This is a genomic window from Silvibacterium sp. (genome assembly GCF_047605705.1).
Taxonomy (GTDB): Bacteria; Acidobacteriota; Terriglobia; order Terriglobales; family Acidobacteriaceae; genus Silvibacterium.
On record NZ_JASGFD010000030.1, the window covers coordinates 1 to 18799 of the forward strand.

The following is an 18799-nucleotide window of genomic DNA, read 5'->3' on the forward strand; positions in this document are numbered from 1 at the left end:
GCTGCTACCATCCTCCGCCTCAGCGGAGGGTTACAGCGGCGGACCATCTCATTAGTCGGGATAACTAGAGCGTGGGAGAATCGTCACCCAGCATTGCGTGGCGAACGATCTTGATCGGCGCTCCGCCCTGCTTCATGAAATCGTCATGAAATTTCTGGAGTGAGAACGCCGCGCCTTCCTTCTTCTCCACATCTGCACGCAGCTTCAGGATCTGCAGCTTGCCAAGCGTGTAGTAAAGATACGTCGGGTCAGAGGTGCCGCGCTTGGTCTCCACATCGCCGATCGAGCGCGACTGGTAGCCTTCCTTCACGAAGAAGTCGATGGCCTGCTCCTGCGTCATCTGTCCGGTGTGCATCTTGATGCCGACGATGAAGCGCGCATCGCGCAGCAGCGCATCCTGTAGCTGGCCAAGGCGGATCAGCTTCGCTTCGCGCGCATCGGTGGCGCCCGCGCCCGGCTGGCCGTAGCCCTGGTCGAGCATCATCTGCTCGCAGTAGTGCGCCCAGCCTTCCACGTTCGTGTTCGAGGTCACCAGTTTGCGCACTTCGCTCAGGCTGCCGTGGTTCACCCACAGGAACTGTACGTAGTGGCCGGGGAAGGCCTCATGCACGCTGGTGCTGACGATGGTGCCCACGTTGAAGGCGGCCATGTAGTCGGCCGTGTGCTCCGGCGTCCAATCCTTCTCGGGCAGCGTCACGTTGAAGTACGCCGTCGTCGAGTGCTTCTCGAATGGGCCGGGCGAATCCATCGAAGCCTGCGTGGTCGCGCGCATGAAGGGCGGCGTCTCTTCGAGCGTCGGCTGCACGTCGCTGGGGATGGTGATGATGTGGTGCGAGCGGATGAAGCCGACCTCGCTGTCGAAGCGGTCATGGAAGGCCTGCAGCAGCTTGTCCGGAGCGGGATGGATCGTCGCCAGCTCGGCCAGCACTTCGCGCGGCGTCTTGTTCGGATCGACTTCCTTCGCGATCTCCTGGAATTTCGCCTGGTTCTTGTGCAGGTCGGCATACGCCACGTCGAGCAGGTGGTCGAGCGGCAGATCCACCATCTCGTCATACTGCAGCTTCTTCTGGAAGGCATCGGCGCCGATGCGGAAGTCGCCATTCGAGCGCGGCAGCAGGTCGGTCTTCACCCACTGCTCGTACTCGCCGAGCGCCGCGATCACAGCGGCATTCGTCTTGTGGAACTCGTCGATGGTGTGCTGATCCTTCGCGTCCTTGAAGGCCTCGGGCACATCGTGCTGGAAGAAGTCGATGAGGCCGGGCAGCTGTTCGAGCGCGATCTCGGTGTAGATCTTCGGCGGATTCGTGAGGTTCTTCTTCGCCTCGGCAAAGACCGCGGGCATCTTCTTTTCGCGCTCGACCAGCGACTTCAGCCGCTCGTCCTGCGAGGCGAAGTTGCGCTCCATGAGCGAGAAGGCGCTGCCGGTGATGCCGCTCGAGTAGGTGTCCGGATTCTTCTGCCACGGCTTGATGACTTCGAGCTCCAGCAGCGTACCGCGGATGTTGTTTTTCACCATCGCAAGATCGCCCTGCGTGCTCTCATCGAGCTGCGAGGCGTCGACGGCGTCGAACTTCGCCTCCCATGCATGCAGCGCAGCGGTTTCGCGTTCCACTTCGGCCTGGCTGTAGTCCTCGAGCAGCCCGTCGTACTGGTGCAGGCCCGCGGAGGTGCCGGCGGTCGGCGAGAAGTGGAAGGTCACGTCGGTGAAGTACTGGCTGGCCAGCGAACGGAAGTGCTCGGCGGCCGCCGGGGCTGGAGGAGTCGCGAGCGCGTGGAGAGCGGTTGTGGTCATCAGGCCTCCGAGCAGGACAAGCGGTGCAATGCGACGATTCATACGGTCTTCCTTGCGTGAAGTGAATATCTATGCGGTGACGGTCGTCAGTTCCAGCTGCTCGAGCAACATACGGATCTCGATCAGCACATCGTCCGGCTTCGAGCCCTCGAGCGGATACTTGAGCACGCCCTGCGGAGTAAATTGTGCGCCTCGTTTGGCTGCGCGCGCTACCAGCTTCATCAGGCGGCTGGGATCGATGGCCGCGCTCTCCTTGAAGCGGATGTGCAGCATGTCGCGCTTGCGGTCGATCTGCGCCACGCCGATCTTCTCGCAGTCGAGGCGCAGCTGCGCCGCATCGAGCAGGTGCCGCACCGAGTCGGGAATCGGCCCGTAGCGGTCTTCGAGCTCGGCACGCGTGTCGGAGAGCGCGCCCTCGTTCTCCAGCCCGGCGATGATCTTGTACATGCGCAGGCGCTGGTTCTCTTCCTCGATGTAGCTCTCGTCGATGCGCAGGCCGATGCCGAGCGAAAGCTGCGTGGGTGCGCGTTCGGCGCGCTCCTCGCCCTTGAGTTTGCTCACCGCCTCTTCGAGCATCGTGGTGTAAAGCTCGAAGCCGACCGACTCGATGTGGCCGCTCTGCTCGCCGCCCAGCATGTTGCCCGCGCCGCGCAGTTCGAGGTCGAGGGCCGCGATCTTGAAGCCTGCGCCCAGGTCGGAGAATTCTTTCAGCGCCGCAAGCCTGCGCCGCGCAATCTCCGTCAGCTCCTGCTCCGGAGGGATCAGCAGGTACGCATAGGCGCGCCTGTTCGACCGGCCTACGCGCCCCCGCAGCTGGTAAAGCTCGCTCAGCCCGTGGCGGTCGGCGCGGTTGATGATGATCGTGTTCGCCAGCGGAATATCGAGGCCGTTCTCGATGATCGAAGTCGCCACAAGAATGTCGTATTCGTGGTTCATGAAGCCGAGCATCACCTTTTCGAGCTCGCCTTCGCTCATCTGCCCGTGACCCACGGTGATGCGCGCGCCCGGCACCAGCTCCTGGATCTTCGCCGCGATTTCGTAGATGGTTTCCACGCGGTTGTGCACGAAGTAGATCTGGCCGCCGCGCTCGAGTTCGACCTCGACTGCCGAGCGGATGAGCTTCTCATCGAACTTTGCCACGATGGTCTGGATCGCCATGCGGTCCTTGGGCGGCGTCTCGATCACGCTCATGTCGCGCAGGCCCACCAGCGACATATGCAGCGTGCGCGGGATGGGCGTGGCCGACATGGTTAACACATCAATTTCCCGACGCATCTGCTTCAGTCGCTCTTTATGGCGGACGCCGAAGCGCTGCTCTTCGTCGACAACGAGCAGGCCCAGGTCCTGGAACTTGATGTCCTTCGAAAGCACGCGGTGGGTGCCGATGAGGATGTCGATCTGGCCGGCCTCGGCCTTTTCCAGAATCACTTTCTGTTCTTTCGCCGTCCGGAAGCGCGAGATCATCTCGATGTTCACCGGAAACATCTTGAAGCGCTTCTTGAATGTCTCGTAGTGTTGGAAGCTGAGCACAGTGGTTGGCGTCAGCACGGCCACCTGGCGTCCGCCCTGCACGGCCTTCATCGCCGCGCGCATGGCCACTTCCGTCTTGCCGTAGCCTACGTCGCCGCATAGCAGACGATCCATCGGCAGCGTCGACTCCATATCGCGCTTGATGTCGTTGATCGCCGAGAGCTGGTCGTCGGTCTCGTTGTAGTCGAAGGCGTCTTCGAACTCGCGCTGGAACTCGGTGTCGGGCGCGAATGCATGGCCCTGCGCGGACTTGCGCTGAGCGTAGAGCTTCAGCAGTTCGTCGGCCATATCGGCCATGGCCTTACGTACGCGCGCCTTGGTCTTTGCCCACTGCTGCGAACCGAGGCGATTGAGGATCGGCTGCGGTCCGGCGTCCGTCGAGCGGTACTTCTGGATCAGGTCGAGGCGCGTGAGCGGCACATAGAGACGCGCCTGCTCGGCGAACTCGAGGATCATGAACTCGATGGAGAGACCGTCCTGCACGATCTCCTTCAGGCCCATGTACTGCGCGATGCCGTGCTCCACGTGCACCACGTAGTCGTTGATCGTCAGGTCGCGGAAGTCGGAGACGAAGGCCGCGGTCTTCGACTTCTTCGGTGCCACGCGCGCCGTCACATCGGCGTCATCGGAGAAGTCGTTCGCGCCGAAGATGGTCAGGTTTGCGTCGACCAGACTTACGCCGTAGGAGAGGCTGGCGCGCACGATGACCGGCGCCTTCACGCTGCCTGCGAGGTAGCTCGATTCGTCGTGGATGTTCTCGCTGCCGGTGTGCTGGTGGCGGCTGCCGAGGCGATAGGGCACCTCGTACTCGCGCAGCAGGTTGGCAAGCCGCTCGACCTCGCCCTGGTTGGGCGCGACCAGCAGCGTGCGCTGCTCCTGCTGCATCAGCTGCTTCACCTGCTCCACAAACGCGGGGATCGACCCATGGAAGCGCAGCGTGGGCCGCGAATGGAAGGCGATCTCGCCGAGCGTGTTGTCTTCGTCCAGCACATCCACCGCGCCCAACTGGTCGAGCTCAAGGCCGGGATGCGATTGCAGCTTGGCTTCGAGCAGCTCAGGCCGCTCGTAGATATCTTCCGGGAGGATCAGCGAGCCGATGCTCGCGCGCTCGTGGCGCTGCTCGATCTTGTTCCACCAGCGGTCGAGCTGGTTCTTCACCATCGCCGGCTCGTCCACGAAGAGCAGGCTCTTGGGCAGCAGATCGATCAGCGTGCCCTTGGCTCCGGCCACGCTGGCGAAGAACTCCCATCCGGGGAAGACGCTCACGCCGCCTGCGGCCATTGCCTGTTCCACAAGATCAGCGTCGTCTCCCGCCTCAATGCGCGCGCCGCTCAGCCGCGTGTGGACTGAGGCCAGCAGGCGCTCGGTCACCGGCGTCTCGGTCAGCGGCAGCAGCCGGGCTTCTTCGAGTGCGGAGGAAGACCGCTGTGTTTCCGGATCGAACTTCTTGATGGTCTCGATCTCGTCGCCGAAAAACTCGATGCGCACCGGCCGGTCGGCCTCTGGGGAATAGACGTCGAGGATGCCGCCGCGCCGCGTGTACTGCCCGGGCATCTCGACGATGTCCATGGCCGTGTAGCCCACGCTTTGCAGGTGCTGGATCAGCGTTTCCACGTCGACCTCTTCCCCGCGGCGCAGTGTCTGCGCCAGCCCACCGTAGAACGGGGCGGGGAAGAGCTTCATCGCGGCGGCTTCCACCGGTGCGATCACGATGGAGGCCGCGCCGGTCGCCATCTTCCACAGCGTGGCGGCGCGCGCTTCCTGGATTTCCGGATGCGGCGAGAGATTCTCGAAGGGCAGCACGTCATGCGCCGGCAGTTTGAGCACGCGGTTCGGCGCGATCGCGCCGGTCAGATCGCAGCCCGCCTGCAATGCGACCTGCAGGGCGTCGGCAGCTTTATTGTCCGGGACCACGATGACGATCGGGACGTTGGCCGCGCGAGCGAAGAGCGGGATGTAGAGGGCGCGGGCCGAGGAAGTCAGCCCCGAGACACGACGACGCCCACGGCCGAGGGCCAGATGCCGTCGCGCCTGTTCGAACGCAGGAGAAGTCTCCAGGTCCGCAAGTAATTCACGGACAAAAGGGAGGATCATGCGGCTTCAGTTTACCAGCCACTGCGCGTGGGGCGGCTCGCCTACGGCCCTCGCTCCTTCTGGTCGCGGGACTTGCCGCCGACGGTGGCCCATACAAGCCTGTCGTTGGCTTGTGTGGGGAAGCGTGCATCCTGGATTCATCGCAGAGGACACACAGGGCACAGAGGTTCTTCGCGCTGCGGGATGCCTTTCTAACGTAAAGATGCAAAGCCGATCCTTGCTTCCCGCCCAAAGCGAAGCTTGGACGGGCCACCCGCATTCTTTCCAGAAGAGAGAACCGCAGCTCCCTCCACTGCGCTCACTTCGTTCGGAATGACAGCTTTTAGAAAAGAGGAAAGATAAGGAAGAGCCCGGCACGGGACGAGTGGCCGTTTCCTGCACCCCATCCCCTGCACTCTGTCCTAATCCCCCAGCTTCAGCACCAGCAGGGTCATGTCGTCGTGCTGGGGAGCGCCGCGGGTGAAGGCGTCGGCATCGTGGAAGAGGTGGTCGAGGATCTCCCCGGCACTCTTGTCCCAGCAGCAATCGGCGGCTTCGATCAGCCGGTCCTCGCCCCATTCCTCGTCCTCGGGGGTCATCGCCTCGCTGATACCGTCGGTGTAGAGCAGGACCAGGTCGCCGGGTTCGAGCGTCACGGTCTGCTCGGTATACGGCGCGAAGGGCAGCAGGCCCACCACCGGGCCACCAGCTTCGAGGCGGATGACCGTATGCGCGCCGTTCGCCTCGGGATTGCGCCGGATAATCAGCGGCGGATTGTGTCCGGCGTTCACGCACTCGAGCCTGCGCGTCGCGGGATCATAGGCGGCGAAGAAGAATGTCGCGTAGCGGTTCGAGGCCGATGCTTCGTAGACCAGCCGGTTCACCTTGTCCATCAGCCGGGCGAAGTCGCGCGGATTGTCTAGCGTTACTCCGCGCAGGCTGGCGCGGAGGCTCGCCATCAGCAGCGCCGCGGCGATGCCCTTGCCGCTCACGTCGCCGATCGCAAGACCCGTGCGGCCGTCCGAGAGCGGGAAGACGTCGTAGTAGTCGCCGCCCACGCCGAGCGCCGGGCGGCAGTGTCCGGCCAGGGTCGCGCCGGGCAGCTCCGGCATGGTCTGCGGAAAGAGCCGCTCCTGCACCTCGCGGGCGATCTCGATTTCGCGGTTCACGCGCTCGCGCTGCGCGGCCTCGGTAGCCAGCGAGCGGGCCAGTTCCGAAATCTCGATGGCGAGGCCGGTCTGCGTGGCCACGGCCTGCAGCAGATGCATATCGGTGCGCGTATAGGCGGCCTCGGAGCGTTTGGGGCCCAGCGCCATGACGCCCATCAGGCGGTTGCGGCCGGGCAGCGGCAGCAGCAGCTCGGCGTTCATCCCGTTCAGGGCGTCGCGCTCGGCCATGCCCGCCATCAGGTACCAGGCGTCGGGATCATCGCGATAGAGTCGCGCCGGTTCGTTCGTCGAGGCGAGATAGCGCACGCTCGAGGCCTGCGGTGAAAGCGCGAGCGCGCCAGAGGTGGAGATGCCGATCGACTGCTGCAGCTCGAAGAGCTCGCCGCGCCGCAGCAGGACGGCCACCTGGCCCACGTGCAGGGTCTCGGCGATCTTGCGGGCTACGGTTTCAAGCAGCGGGCCGGTCTCGGTAAAACGCCGCACCTGGTCGGAGAGCTCGTTGAGCACCACCTCGGCGTTGTAGGCCTCGCGGAAAAACCTGCGGTCCAGCCACGCCTGCGCGCGGTCGCGGAGGACGAAGCGCAGGAAGAGGATGAGCCCGAGGAAGATGAAGACCCCGATCAGGTCCGCGGGCTGCGGCTGTTTCTTGTAGAAGACAGGCACCAGCAGCCAGGTGACCGCCAGCGAGATGAGCACGATGCGCAGCACCAGCAGGAAGGCCTTCGCCAGCAGGTACCGTGTGCCCGCGCGCAGGATCACCCGCACGTCCATGGCGCGCTGTACCAGCACCACGTAGGCCAGGGTGAAGGGCGCGACCATGAAGACGGCAACCCCCGCAAAGCGTACCCAGAAGGTCGTCAGCGAGGGGTTATTGCTGTCGGCTATCCCGAAATGCGGCAGCAGAACCAGCACCAGCAGCAGCGCGAACAGGCCCGTGCCCATGCCGGTGATCATGACCCGCAGGCGGCGGCGCGCATCCGCGGTGGAGGCCGAGCGCAGCTTGTCCAGCGCGAAGACCAGGAACAGGATCACGCAGGCAAGCAGGAGGAAGTTCATCGCTCGGACCACGCTGATGGCCAGGCGCAGATGCAGGAGCGGGCCCACGAAGTATTCGTGCAGCAGGGCCGGATAGTAGAAGGCTGCAAACGCCGTGATGGGCGCGACGATGATCCACTTCAGCCAGGGCAGCCGCTCGTCGATCCGGGAGCGCTCCGGAAAGTAGATGCCGAAGAGCAGCAGTGCGGGGGGCGCGCCCAGCTGCGGCACCATCGCCCAAAGGCTGCGCAGGATGATCCCCAGCCCGTAGGCGTGCGTCACCGATTCGAGCATGGTGCTGGGGAAGCTGAGCATCAGCAGCACCAGCCATGCATTCTTGTCCTGCGGCTTGGCCATCGCCACCCAGCAGCCGATCCCCAGGCATACCAGCGGCAGCGCCAGGTTGAGGAGAACCTCGCGCAGGAATAGAACCCAGTTGGCCACGCCGGGATTTTCCCGTTCGAGCGGGGTGAAGGCCAGTGTCGCCATGCTGTGCGAGCCGTCCGTCCGGTCGAACTCGACGTCCAGTGTGTCGCCCGGCCGCGCTGTTTCCTCGATCTCCGTCCATTGCGAGAGTCCGGAGTAAGGTGCGCCGTTAAAACCGGTGATCCTGAGCCCGATTCGGAGCCCGGCCGACTGCGCTTCCGGCCGCACAGAATCAATCAGCAGCGAGTCGTCATCGAAGTCGAGCGGCTGGGCCACGTGACGGTCGCGGTGGAGCCGGTATTCCCACGAATCGGAAGCGAACGCGAGCCAATACCCGAGCCCGGCGAGAACGAACAGCGCGATCAGCACCCGCAGCACGGCAGGGGAGAGGCGTGATGAGCGGGGTGGACGTCGCTTGGGCATCAGGTTTGGGGTCCATAGTATCGTGCCGGGGGCGGCCGAGAGTCAGCGGGCAGTGAAGTTGTAGATTCCGGGCAGACACAACTGCAAGGAAGCGGATACATTGGGAGCGCTCCGGAGCTCTGCCATGCGAACACCCCTGATCTCGCTCACGCTGTTTCTCTCCTCGTTTTCGTCGTTCGTTGCGATGGCGCCGGCGCAGAATTCCGCCCGTCCGGCGATCACCGGAATCTCGCACATCGCGGTCTATGCTTCCAACCCGGCCAGCGCCGAAAGGTTCTACGTCCACGACATCGGCCTGGAGAAGCGGGGCGATCCTGAAAATCCTGCGGGCGCGCGTTATTACGTCAATGCCACGCAGTTTGTCGAAGTGCTGCCCCTGCCTGCGGGGAGCGGCAACTCCCGGCTCGATCACCTTGCCTATAACGTCGCCGACGCCGAGGCGCTGCGCGGCTATCTTGCGGCGCACGGCGTTCATGTTCCGTCCTCGGTCGAGAAGGCTTCGGACGGCAGCCTCTGGCTCGACGTGAAGGACCCCGAAGGCAACACCGTGCAGTTCGTGCAGCCGCCGGATGCGTCCCGCGATGTTGCCGGTGATGCCGGCTCCAACCCTATCGGGCGGCGCATCATCCACGTCGGCATGCTGGTGCACAGCCGTGGCGCGGAGGATGCTTTCTATCGTGGCTTGCTCGGGTTTCGCCCGTACTGGTTCGGCGGCATGAAGCCCGGCACCGTGGACTGGGTCTCGCAGGAGGTGCCGGATGGCCATGACTGGCTGGAGTACATGCTCACCAGCGGACCATCGGGCAGCGGCATTCAGGATGTCTCGCAGAAGCAGCTTGGCGTGCTGAATCACTTCTCCATCGGCGTTGTGAACATGGAAAAGGCCGTGACCACTCTCGATGCCGGAGACCGCATTCACGGGGAACATAGCCCGATGCAGCTCGGCAAGGACGGCAAATGGCAGTTCAACCTCTTCGATCCTGATGGCACCCGCGTCGAGCTGATGGAGTATGAGCCGGTCGAAAAGCCCTGCCGCTCACCCTTCACCGCGCCGAACCCGCCGGTTCCCGCGGAGTAGCGCCGATGCTTTCGCGGAGGCTTTTTCTGGAGGCGGGCGCGCGGTATGGCCTGGGAGCGGGAGTGGGCGTAGGAATGGGCGCGTGGCCGGGCCCGGGTGAGGCGCAGCCCGGCGTCGCCCGCCCTGTGCTGGCCGGGCGTATCCGCCAGTCCGTCTGCCGGTGGTGCTATGCGCAGCTTTCCGTCGACGAGCTCTCGGCCATGGCCGTCCGCCTCGGTCTTCTCGGCGTCGATCTGCTGGAGCTGGAGGAGTACGAGATTCCGCGCCGCCACGGCCTCATCTGCACCATGGGCTATGCCGGTGGAGGCACCATCTCCGATGCCCTGAACCGCGTGGAGAATCATGCGGCCATCGAGGCCGCTTTCCGGAAAAACATCCCGCTTGCCGCGAAGGCCGGTGTCCCGAACGTCATCACCTTCTCCGGCAATCGACGGGGCATGTCCGACGAGCAGGGAGCGGCGAACACCGTTCTCGGCCTCAACCGCGTAAAGGCAATCGCCGAGGACCATGGCGTCACCATCTGCCTCGAGCTGCTCAACAGCAAGATCAATCATCCCGACTACATGGCGGACCGCACCGCGTGGGGCGTCCGCGTGATGGAGGAGGTCGCCTCCCCGCGGGTGAAATTGCTCTACGACATCTACCACATGCAAATCATGGAAGGAGACCTGATCGATACCATCCGCAACAGCATCGGATCGATCGGCCACTTCCACACCGGCGGCGTTCCCGGCCGCCACGAGATCGGCCCCGAGCAGGAGATTCAGTATGAGGCCGTCATGCGGGCCATCGCGGCCACCGGCTTCCAGGGCTACGTGGCGCACGAGTTCCAGCCCACCGGCGATGCGGAGACGGCTCTGCGCCAGGCCGTGGCGATCTGCAATGTTTAGCCGTACGTTTGCACCCTGTATATGGCATTCTGGGAAGAACTCCCGGTACGCGGTTATTTCTTAGAGGGAACGGAATCGGAGGCAGGATGCGGAAGGTTGCTCGGCTTGCAGGAATCATGGGAATGGCGGCGATGCTGTCGATGGGCGCGGGTTACGCGCATGCGCAGTTCGTACCGGGCCAGCAGGCGCAGATCTATCCCGATCCCTCCGGCGCGTCGAGCGAGCTCGCAGCCGCCATCAAGAAGGCGCATGCCGAGCACAAGAACATCATCCTCGACTTCGGCGGCAACTGGTGCGGCGACTGCAAGGTGCTGAACATCTACTTCCACCAGGAGCCGAACCTCTCGCTGCTCGATAAGAACTTCGTGCTGGTCGACGTGAACGTGGGCCACTTCGACGCCAATACCGATATCGCCGAGCGTTACGAGATCCCTCTCCACAAGGGCGTGCCCGCGCTGGCGGTTCTCGATGAGAACGGCAAGCTGCTCTATAGCCAGAAGAACGGTGAGTTCGAGTCCATGCGCCGTATGGATCCGTCTTCGGTGACCGAGTTCCTCAACCAATGGAAACCCAAGCGGTAGCTTCCAGCCGATTGCGAAACAGCGATTTCACGCCGGTAAAGCTCTTTCACCACCTGCGCCGGGCAGCGTGGAGCGCGTTTTCCCATAGCGCCTTCACGAACGCCAAGGCCGCGGCCTATTCGGCGATCCTGAGCCTTTTTCCGGCGATGCTGGTGCTTACCACCCTGCTCGCGCTCAGTCCGGAGACGGACAGCTTCCGGGGCGACCTGCGCCAGGGGCTCTCCGAGCTGCTGCCCGCCGACACCATGAGCCTGGTGCAGTCGTACTTCCAGTCGAACCATGCGCGTTCGATCCGGCTGGTATGGACCTCGTCGACGGTGATGCTGGGCGCCTCCATGGGCATGATGCTCTCGCTGATGGAGTCTTTCCGCCGCGCCTACCGGCTGCCGCGCAACGAGTGGGGCTTCTGGCATGAGCGGCTGGTCGCCGCGGCGCTGGTTCCGGCCACGCTCGTGCCCATGATCTTCGCCTCCGGACTGGTAGCCTTCGGCCATCTCATCGAACTGTGGATGATCGACAACGCCGATCACACCTTCCAGTTCTACGTGATCCTGGCCGGCCGGATCCTGCGCTGGGCGATCGCGCTGGCCACCAGCATCATGGTGCTGGGCGTCATTTATCACTTCGGCACGCCGCGCCGCCGGCGCTGGCGGCACGTCGTCCCCGGGGCGATGCTGGCCACCTTCACCTGGTTCCTGGCCACGCTGGTCTATGGCTGGTACCTGACCCGCTACGCGGACTACTCGGTGGTCTACGGATCACTGGGGGCCGGGGTGGCGACGCTGGTCTGGCTCTACATGGTGTCGTTCATCATCCTGCTCGGAGCCGAGTTCAACGCCCAGATTTATCCGCTGGTCCCGCCCCGGGATGGCGAAGCTTAACCGGCCGTTCTTAACCCATCGGCGATGCATTGTTAAAATAGACAGGGTTTCGCCCGCTGCAAGGGTGAAAGCGTAATCGGGATTAGAAATCAACAAACACACATTGCAGTTGGGGGATGGATGAACACTTCAGTAACGGGGTTGGGTCTGCCGCTTGAAGGGCAGCCGCGACGCGCGAAGATCGTCGGTACGCTTGGACCGGCCTCGAATCAGGAATCGGTTTTTCGGGGACTGGTGCGGGCAGGCCTGGACGTCGCCCGCCTCAACTTCTCGCACGGCATTCACTCGGAGAAGCAGGCCCTGATCGACATGGTTCGCAAGGTCGCCGCCGAGGAAGGCCGCTCGATCTGCATCCTGGCCGATCTGCAGGGTCCGAAGATCCGCACCGGCAAGCTTGAGAACCGCACGCCGATCACCCTGGTGGCCGGCCAGCCGCTGACGATCACCCCCCGCAACATCCCCGGCAACACGCAGGTGATCTCGACGACCTTTGTGACGCTGGCCGAGAACCTCGAAGCCGGCGCCCGCATTCTGCTTTCCGATGGCCTCATCGAGCTGCACGTGACCGCGGTCAAGGGGGAGGACGTGGAATGTACCGTCATCAACGGCGGCGTGCTCGGTGAGAACAAGGGCATCAACCTGCCCGGCATCCCCGTGAAGGTGCCGGCGCTGACCGAAAAGGACGCGGAAGACCTCGACTTCGCCATCAAGGCCGGTGTCGACGCCATCGCCGTCTCCTTCGTGCGTACCGCGGAAGACGTTCGCCTGGTCAAGGACCGCATCGCCGGACTCGGCTCCGACGCCTGGGTTGTCGCCAAGCTCGAGAAGCCGCAGGCCATCGATAATCTCGACGAGATCATGGAAGTGACCGACGGCATCATGGTCGCCCGCGGCGATCTGGGCGTGGAAGTTCCGCCCGAGAAGGTGCCCGCGATCCAGAAGCTCATCATCCGCAAGGCCTCGTCCTGGCGCAAGCCGGTCATCACCGCGACGCAGATGCTCGAGTCGATGATCGAGAATCCGCGCCCGACCCGCGCCGAAGCCAGCGACGTCGCCAACGCGATCTATGACGGCACCGATGCCGTGATGCTCTCGGCCGAGAGCGCCGCCGGCAAGTACCCGGTCGAAGCGGTCAAGATGATGGCCAAGATCATCGTCGAGACCGAATCGCACCTGAACGACATCCCGGCACACCAGAGCCGTCCTGAAAACGTGCGCCTGACGGTCTCCGAGACCATCTGCGAATCGATGGCTCACGCCGCCCAGGATCTCGACGTGCGCGCGATCGCCGTCTTCACCGAGACCGGCACCACCGCCCGCCAGCTCTCGAAGTATCACCCGGTTCCGCCGATCTTCGCGCTCTCGAGCACGGAGACGGTCATCAACCGCATGAACCTGCTCTGGGGTACCACCCCGCTGCTGTGCGACAAGGCCGCGACCACCGAAGAGATGGTGGCCATGGCCGAGCGCCTGCTCGAGGAGAAGGGCTACGCGCGCTGCCAGGACATCATCGGCATCGTCGCCGGCACCCGCACCAAGACCGGCTCGACCAACTTCCTCCGCCTGCACGTCCTGGGCGACCAGGTAGCTCAGGAAGCTGAAGAGCTGGCAACGGCCTCGGCAAAGTAGTTCGGTTCCTAAGGCATGACAGGAAAGGCGGCTTCGGCCGCCTTTCCGCATTTGTCACGGATCTGAGGGTGGCCCATTCAAGCTCGATTTTGACTTGAGTGGGGGACGTGGATGCCTGCTCGAGCCCCGCATGGGATAAAACAGAAGTCTTCAGCTTTTGTAGGAGAACGATGGGCCGCATTCGCATTCTTTCCGACCAGGTCGCCAACCAGATCGCCGCGGGCGAGGTGGTCGACCGACCCGCCTCCGTCGTCAAGGAGCTGCTCGAGAACGCGCTCGACGCCGGGGCCACGAAGATCCGCGTCGAGGTCGAGGGCGGGGGACGCAAGCTCATCCGCATCGTCGACAATGGCCACGGTATGGAGCGCGACGACGCGCTGCTGGCCTTCGAGCGCCACGCGACGTCGAAAATTCGCACCTCCGACGACCTGCTTTCGATCTCTACGCTTGGCTTCCGCGGCGAGGCGCTGCCGTCCATCGCCTCCATCGCGCGTCTCGAGCTCGAAACCCGCGCCGCCGATGAGGCGCACGGCACCCGGCTCGAGATCGTCGGCGGCAAGCTGATCCGCGTCGAAGACGCCGGTTTGCCCGCCGGAACCACCTTCACCATCCGCGATCTCTTCTTCAATACGCCCGCGCGCCGCAAGTTTCTGCGCAGCGAGAATACCGAACTCTCGCACGTGACCGCGCTGGTGACGCATTACGCCCTCGTCCATCCGGACAAGCACTTCGAGCTGCACTCCGCGAGCCATGCCCTGCTGATCGCGCCGCCGGTGGCGAAGCCCTCCGAGCGCATCTTCCAGATCTTCGGCCGCGATATGCTCGACCAGCTTATGCCCACCGCTGCCGAACGCTCCTTCGATCGCGCGGGCCTGCCCGAGCCGCCGCCGTGGCGTCGCGACGAGGACTGGACGCCGCCCGATCCCGGCATGCTGCGTATGACCGGCTTCGTCTCGAAGCCTGAGCTGCAGAAGCTCAATCGCAACTCCATCTATGTCTTCGTGAACCAGCGGCTGGTGCGCGACCGCCTCATCCTGCACGCGGTCAGTGACGCCTACCGTAACGTCATTCCGCCTACGTCCTTCCCGGTCGTGCTGCTCTTCCTCGAGATGCCGCCGCACGAGGTTGACGTGAACGTTCACCCGGCGAAGACCGAGGTGCGCTTCCGCCAGCAGGCGGCTATCCACGACTTTGTGCGTGATTCCATCCGCACCACGCTGATGCAAGCGCGTCCGGCGGCCAGCTTCCTCTCCGCGCTTACTGCGAATCCGCACGCCTCGCCCTCGTTCCTGCCGGCGACGTCGCCCTTGCCCGGCAGTCCCGAAGACGGAAATACAGGAGACGGTAGCGAGCCGCAGGCGAATGACGACACTCTGCGTGCCGAGAGTGTTCCGTTTCAGCTCACAGAACCGGAGCTGCCGGCTCAGCCAGTCCATCTACCCTTCGCGCAGGCCGAGAAGGTGGTGATCGCTGCGCTGACGGAAACGAGCGCGTATGCGGTCTCCCCGGCGCTGGCGGATGCTGCGAAGACGCAGATCCGGACACAGCGCCACAGCTGCGAGCTGCCCCCGATTGACGATCTAGGCGAAGGCGAGCCGGTCGCCAGCCTGCATTCGCTGGCTTCGCTCAAGCCGCTCGGCCAGCTGCGCGAGTCCTTCATCGTCGCCATGAACGACGAGGGGCTCTGGATCATCGACCAGCACGTTGCCCATGAGCGCGTGCTCTTCGAGAAGATCCTGCGCGAGCGCGAGGTGGAGAAGGTCGAGCGCCAGCGCCTGCTCATGCCCCTGCTCATCGATCTCCAGCCGCACCAGATGGTCCTGTTTTCGACCATCGCCGAGGAGCTGGAGCGCAATGGCTTCGAGGCGGAGCCCTTTGGCCCGCAGACCATCGCCATCAAGGCCGCGCCTATCGGTCTCGAGGGCAAAAAGCTCGAGAGAATGCTGGCCGAGGTGCTGGAACAGGCCGGGGAGCGCGATCAGCGCGAGAATCTCGACGCCATGCGCACCCGGATCGCCGCTTCCATCGCCTGCCACGCCGCCATCAAGGTGAACATGCCGCTGGACATCCAGCGAATGGAGTGGCTGCTGGCCGAACTGGCCAAAACGGAGCATCCGACCAGCTGCCCGCATGGCCGCCCCATTGCTTTGCGATATTCTTGGAAAGACATCCAGCGGGCTTTCCAGCGTATTTAGAGCCAGACCAGATCGGCTCCATCGCGCATCCCGCTCGACTCAGAAGAAGGTCCTCTTTGACATCCGAACAGCTTCAGGCGGCCCGGCGCGAACGTTGGCGCCAGTCCGCAAACCCGTTATTGACCGCAGAAGATGCCCGCGCGTGGCTCGACTGGGCCGGTCTCTGCCTTTATCTCCCGCGCCGCGTACATTTTCAGGCTCCCGCTCCCTCCTTCGTCGAGGCGACCATGGGCGAGCCGAATGAGACGCCCGGCCGCGAAGCCATCGAGAACGCTGCCGCGCTCATGCGCCGCCTCGTCGCCGATGGTCACGCTGTCCCTCTGAACCTGTTCGGTGGACCCTCCGAGACGCCCGATTTCCTGGCCTCGAAGGAGACCTTCCCCTACGTCTACAGCCTCCGTGGCACCCGCGACTGGAAGTCCGAGCCGGGCGGCCTGACGCCGCCGATGATGATCGGCCTCTGGAAGCTGCTCGAGAAGGACCAGACCCTGACGGTGGAAGAGCTGCAGGGCGCCATGGGCCGCCAGATCACCGAATCCGCCGTGCTGCGCGGATTGCTCGATCTGTGGGGAAGCCTGCGCGTTCTGCCGACCTACAAGACCGAGGAAGAGACCGGCTGGAGCCAGACCCAGAAAAAGTTTAAGGACCAGCTCGCCGCCTCCGGCCGCCTCTCGCAGACCGCCGCGCTCTCGGCCATGGTGTCCATCTATCTCGAGCAGGTCATCGCCGCCGAGGACGAGGAGATCGAAATCTTCCTCTCGCCCCTGACCGCTCGCTCGAAGGTCCGCGAGACCGTGAACGGCCTCACCGCAACCCGCCAGCTCTCGATGGCCCCGGCCGGCACGCAGTCGGTGCTCTACATCGCCGGCACGCTGCCCGAGTTCCCGGATGTCGAGCCTGCGGCGGAAGTGAAGGCCGAAGGCGCTGCCGAGGGTGCTGAAGGCGCGGAAAAGCCCGCCCGCAAGTTCGAAGGCAAGCGCGAATTCAAGCCGCGCGATGGCAAGTCCGGCGGCTTCGACCGCAAGCCTGCCTTCCGCCGCGATGCCGATGGTGGCAAGCGTCCGCCGCGCCGCGCCGGTTTCGGCGAAGCCGAGCCCTGGAAAAATCGCGAAGAAGGTCAGAACCGCGAAGCCGAGGGTGGCGAGCAAGCTGGTGAGCGCTCCTTCCGTCCCCGCCGCGAGGGCGAAGGCTTTGCCGCAAGAAAGAGCTTCGGCGACCGCAAGCCTGGCGGCTTCGGGCCGCGCAAGCCCGGTTTCGGCAGCCGTCCTGCATTTGGCGACCGTCCCAGGTTTGGGGATCGCCCCGGCGCCGGGGATCGTCCCCGTTTCGGCGGCAAGCCTGGGTTTGATCGCAAGCCCGGCGGCTTCCAGCGCCGCGAGGATGGGGACCGTCCAAGCTTCCGCCGTGAAGGCGAAGAGGGTGGCGAGCGCCGTGGCGGCTTCCAGCGTAAGCCCGGCTTCGGTGGCCGTCCTGCATTCGGCGATCGTCCCAAGTTTGGCGACCGTCCGAAGTTCGGTGGCAAGCCTGGTTTCGATCGCAAGCCCGGCGGCTTCCAGAAGCGCGATGGCGGCGATGGTGAGAAGCGTCCGTTCTTCCGCGATCGTGGCGACCGCCCGCAGTTTGGTGGCAAGCCCGGCTTTGACCGTAAGCCCGGAGGCTTCGGCGACCGTCCGAAGTTCGGTGGCAAGCCTGGGTTTGATCGCAAGCCCGGTGGCTTCCAGAAGCGAGAAGGCGGCGATGGCGAAAAGCGTCCGTTCTTCCGCGATCGTGGCGACCGGCCCCAGTTTGGCGACCGTCCGAAGTTTGACCGCAAGCCCGGTGGCTTCGGCGATCGTCCCAAGTTCGGTGGTAAGCCTGGTTTCGATCGCAAGCCCGGTGGTTTTCAGAAGCGTGAAGGCGGCGATGGCGAGAAGCGTCCGTTCTTCCGTGACCGTGGCGACCGTCCCCAGTTTGGCGACCGTCCGAAGTTTGACCGCAAGCCCGGTGGTTTCGGCGACCGTCCGAAGTTCGGTGGCAAGCCTGGTTTTGATCGCAAGCCCGGCGGTTTCCAGAAGCGCGAAGGCGGCGATGGCGAGAAGCGTCCCTTCTTCCGCGATCGTGGCGAGGGCCGTCCGCCCCGCCGTGAAGGTGGAGAAGGTGGCGAGCGCGGCGGCTTCAAGCCCCGTGGCGAAGGCCGTCCCTCCTTCGGTGGCAAGCCGGGTGGTTTCAAGTCGGGTCCGCGTGCGGGCGGCCGGCCGGGTGGCTTTAAGCCCGGCGGCAAGCCAGGTTTCGGCGCGAAGCCCGGTGGTTTCAAGTCCCGTCCCGGCGGTAAACCGGGTGGCGGCTTCAAGGGCAAGCCGGGTGGCTTCAAGCCGCGTCTGGGTGGTTTCAAGCCCCGCCGTGAGGGCGGGGAATGAGCCGTCGCCTCATCGTTGCCATTGATGGACCGGCGGGCGCGGGCAAAAGCACCGTCGCCCGCCACCTGGCCGCGCACTTCGAGCTGCTGAATCTGGAGACGGGCGCAATGTATCGCGCCTTCGCTCTCAAGGCTCTGCGGACCGGCACGTCTCTTGACGAGGCCGCGGCGCTGGAAACGCTGGCCTCCGGCACGCGGATCGGCCTCGAGCCGACGCCTGCCGGCAATCGCGTTCTGCTCGATGGAGAAGACGTCACTGGGCAGGTGCGCGAGCCAGAGGTCACGCAGGCGGCCTCGAAGGTCAGCGTCCATCCTGCCATCCGCACCTGGATGGTCGAGCTTCAAAGGCAATTGGGCTCTGCCGGTGGCGTGGTGATGGAAGGCCGCGATATCGGGACGGTAGTGTTCCCGGATGCCGACCTCAAGTTCTTCCTCGATGCTTCACCGGAGGCTCGCAGCCAGCGTCGCTACGAGCAGACAGGTGGCGCGACCGCGAGTGAAGTGACGCCTGAGGCTGTGCTGAAGGAGCTGCGCGAGCGCGATCAGCGTGACCGCAACCGCGCTGAGTCGCCGCTGCGTCCCGCAGACGATGCGATCCTCGTCGACTCCACCAGCCTCACCCTCGACCAGGTGCTCGCCCGCATCGAGTCGATTGTGCAGAAACGCGTCGCCGATCTGGCGAAGGTGTAAGCAGGTGGGTAG

General features: G+C 64.5%; 11 protein-coding genes. 8 read left to right on the top strand and 3 right to left on the bottom strand.

Annotation, left to right across the window (positions count from 1 at the left end):
- Window positions 1-64: 64 nt before the first annotated feature.
- The 3 genes from QM649_RS12055 to QM649_RS12065 all read right to left on the bottom strand — a co-directional run bounded on the left by QM649_RS12055 (window position 65) and on the right by QM649_RS12065 (window position 8448).
- On the bottom strand, window positions 65-1834 hold the full coding sequence (locus tag QM649_RS12055) for a DUF885 domain-containing protein (RefSeq protein ID WP_415199293.1): 1770 nt from the start codon (window positions 1832-1834) through the stop codon (window positions 65-67).
- 27 nt (window positions 1835-1861) lie between these two features.
- Window positions 1862-5416, bottom strand: coding sequence for a transcription-repair coupling factor (mfd, locus tag QM649_RS12060; protein ID WP_415199294.1), 3555 nt, complete (start codon window positions 5414-5416; stop codon window positions 1862-1864).
- 401 nt (window positions 5417-5817) lie between these two features.
- Window positions 5818-8448, bottom strand: a complete 2631-nt coding sequence (locus tag QM649_RS12065) for a PP2C family protein-serine/threonine phosphatase (protein ID WP_415199295.1) — start codon at window positions 8446-8448, stop codon at window positions 5818-5820.
- A gap of 124 nt (window positions 8449-8572) precedes the next feature.
- Here QM649_RS12065 and QM649_RS12070 point away from each other — a divergent pair, with 124 nt between their 5' ends.
- The 8 genes from QM649_RS12070 to cmk all read left to right on the top strand — a co-directional run bounded on the left by QM649_RS12070 (window position 8573) and on the right by cmk (window position 18787).
- On the top strand, window positions 8573-9526 hold the full coding sequence (locus QM649_RS12070; RefSeq protein ID WP_415199296.1) for a VOC family protein: 954 nt from the start codon (window positions 8573-8575) through the stop codon (window positions 9524-9526).
- A gap of 5 nt (window positions 9527-9531) precedes the next feature.
- Complete coding sequence (locus QM649_RS12075; RefSeq protein ID WP_415199297.1) at window positions 9532-10416, top strand: hydroxypyruvate isomerase family protein; 885 nt, start codon at window positions 9532-9534, stop codon at window positions 10414-10416.
- A 122-nt stretch (window positions 10417-10538) separates the two neighbouring features.
- Window positions 10539-10997 (top strand): thioredoxin family protein, encoded by a 459-nt coding sequence (locus tag QM649_RS12080; protein WP_415199298.1) that lies wholly within the window; start codon window positions 10539-10541, stop codon window positions 10995-10997.
- Between the two features lie 11 nt (window positions 10998-11008).
- Window positions 11009-11878, top strand: a complete 870-nt coding sequence (locus tag QM649_RS12085) for a YihY/virulence factor BrkB family protein (protein ID WP_415199299.1) — start codon at window positions 11009-11011, stop codon at window positions 11876-11878.
- A gap of 120 nt (window positions 11879-11998) precedes the next feature.
- On the top strand, window positions 11999-13507 hold the full coding sequence (gene pyk / locus QM649_RS12090; RefSeq protein WP_415199300.1) for a pyruvate kinase: 1509 nt from the start codon (window positions 11999-12001) through the stop codon (window positions 13505-13507).
- A 170-nt stretch (window positions 13508-13677) separates the two neighbouring features.
- A complete protein-coding gene (mutL, locus tag QM649_RS12095; protein ID WP_415199301.1) occupies window positions 13678-15702 on the top strand; it encodes a DNA mismatch repair endonuclease MutL in 2025 nt (674 codons plus the stop codon).
- 56 nt (window positions 15703-15758) lie between these two features.
- On the top strand, window positions 15759-18098 hold the full coding sequence (locus QM649_RS12100; RefSeq protein WP_415199302.1) for a hypothetical protein: 2340 nt from the start codon (window positions 15759-15761) through the stop codon (window positions 18096-18098).
- Window positions 18095-18787, top strand: a complete 693-nt coding sequence (gene cmk, locus QM649_RS12105) for a (d)CMP kinase (protein WP_415199303.1) — start codon at window positions 18095-18097, stop codon at window positions 18785-18787. The genes QM649_RS12100 and cmk overlap by 4 nt, the downstream gene beginning before the upstream one ends.
- Window positions 18788-18799 lie beyond the last annotated feature (12 nt).

Bases quoted from the DNA above. Each gene is read 5' to 3' on its own strand.
- mutL (WP_415199301.1), top strand. From the start codon at position 13,678: ATGGGCCGCATTCGCATTCTTTCCGACCAGGTCGCCAACCAGATCGCC.
- cmk (WP_415199303.1), top strand. From the start codon at position 18,095: ATGAGCCGTCGCCTCATCGTTGCCATTGATGGACCGGCGGGCGCGGGC.
- QM649_RS12080 (WP_415199298.1), top strand. From the start codon at position 10,539: ATGGCGGCGATGCTGTCGATGGGCGCGGGTTACGCGCATGCGCAGTTC.
- QM649_RS12055 (WP_415199293.1), bottom strand. From the start codon at position 1,834: ATGAATCGTCGCATTGCACCGCTTGTCCTGCTCGGAGGCCTGATGACC.
- QM649_RS12065 (WP_415199295.1), bottom strand. From the start codon at position 8,448: ATGCCCAAGCGACGTCCACCCCGCTCATCACGCCTCTCCCCTGCCGTG.
- pyk (WP_415199300.1), top strand. From the start codon at position 11,999: ATGAACACTTCAGTAACGGGGTTGGGTCTGCCGCTTGAAGGGCAGCCG.
- QM649_RS12070 (WP_415199296.1), top strand. From the start codon at position 8,573: ATGCGAACACCCCTGATCTCGCTCACGCTGTTTCTCTCCTCGTTTTCG.
- QM649_RS12075 (WP_415199297.1), top strand. From the start codon at position 9,532: ATGCTTTCGCGGAGGCTTTTTCTGGAGGCGGGCGCGCGGTATGGCCTG.
- mfd (WP_415199294.1), bottom strand. From the start codon at position 5,416: ATGATCCTCCCTTTTGTCCGTGAATTACTTGCGGACCTGGAGACTTCT.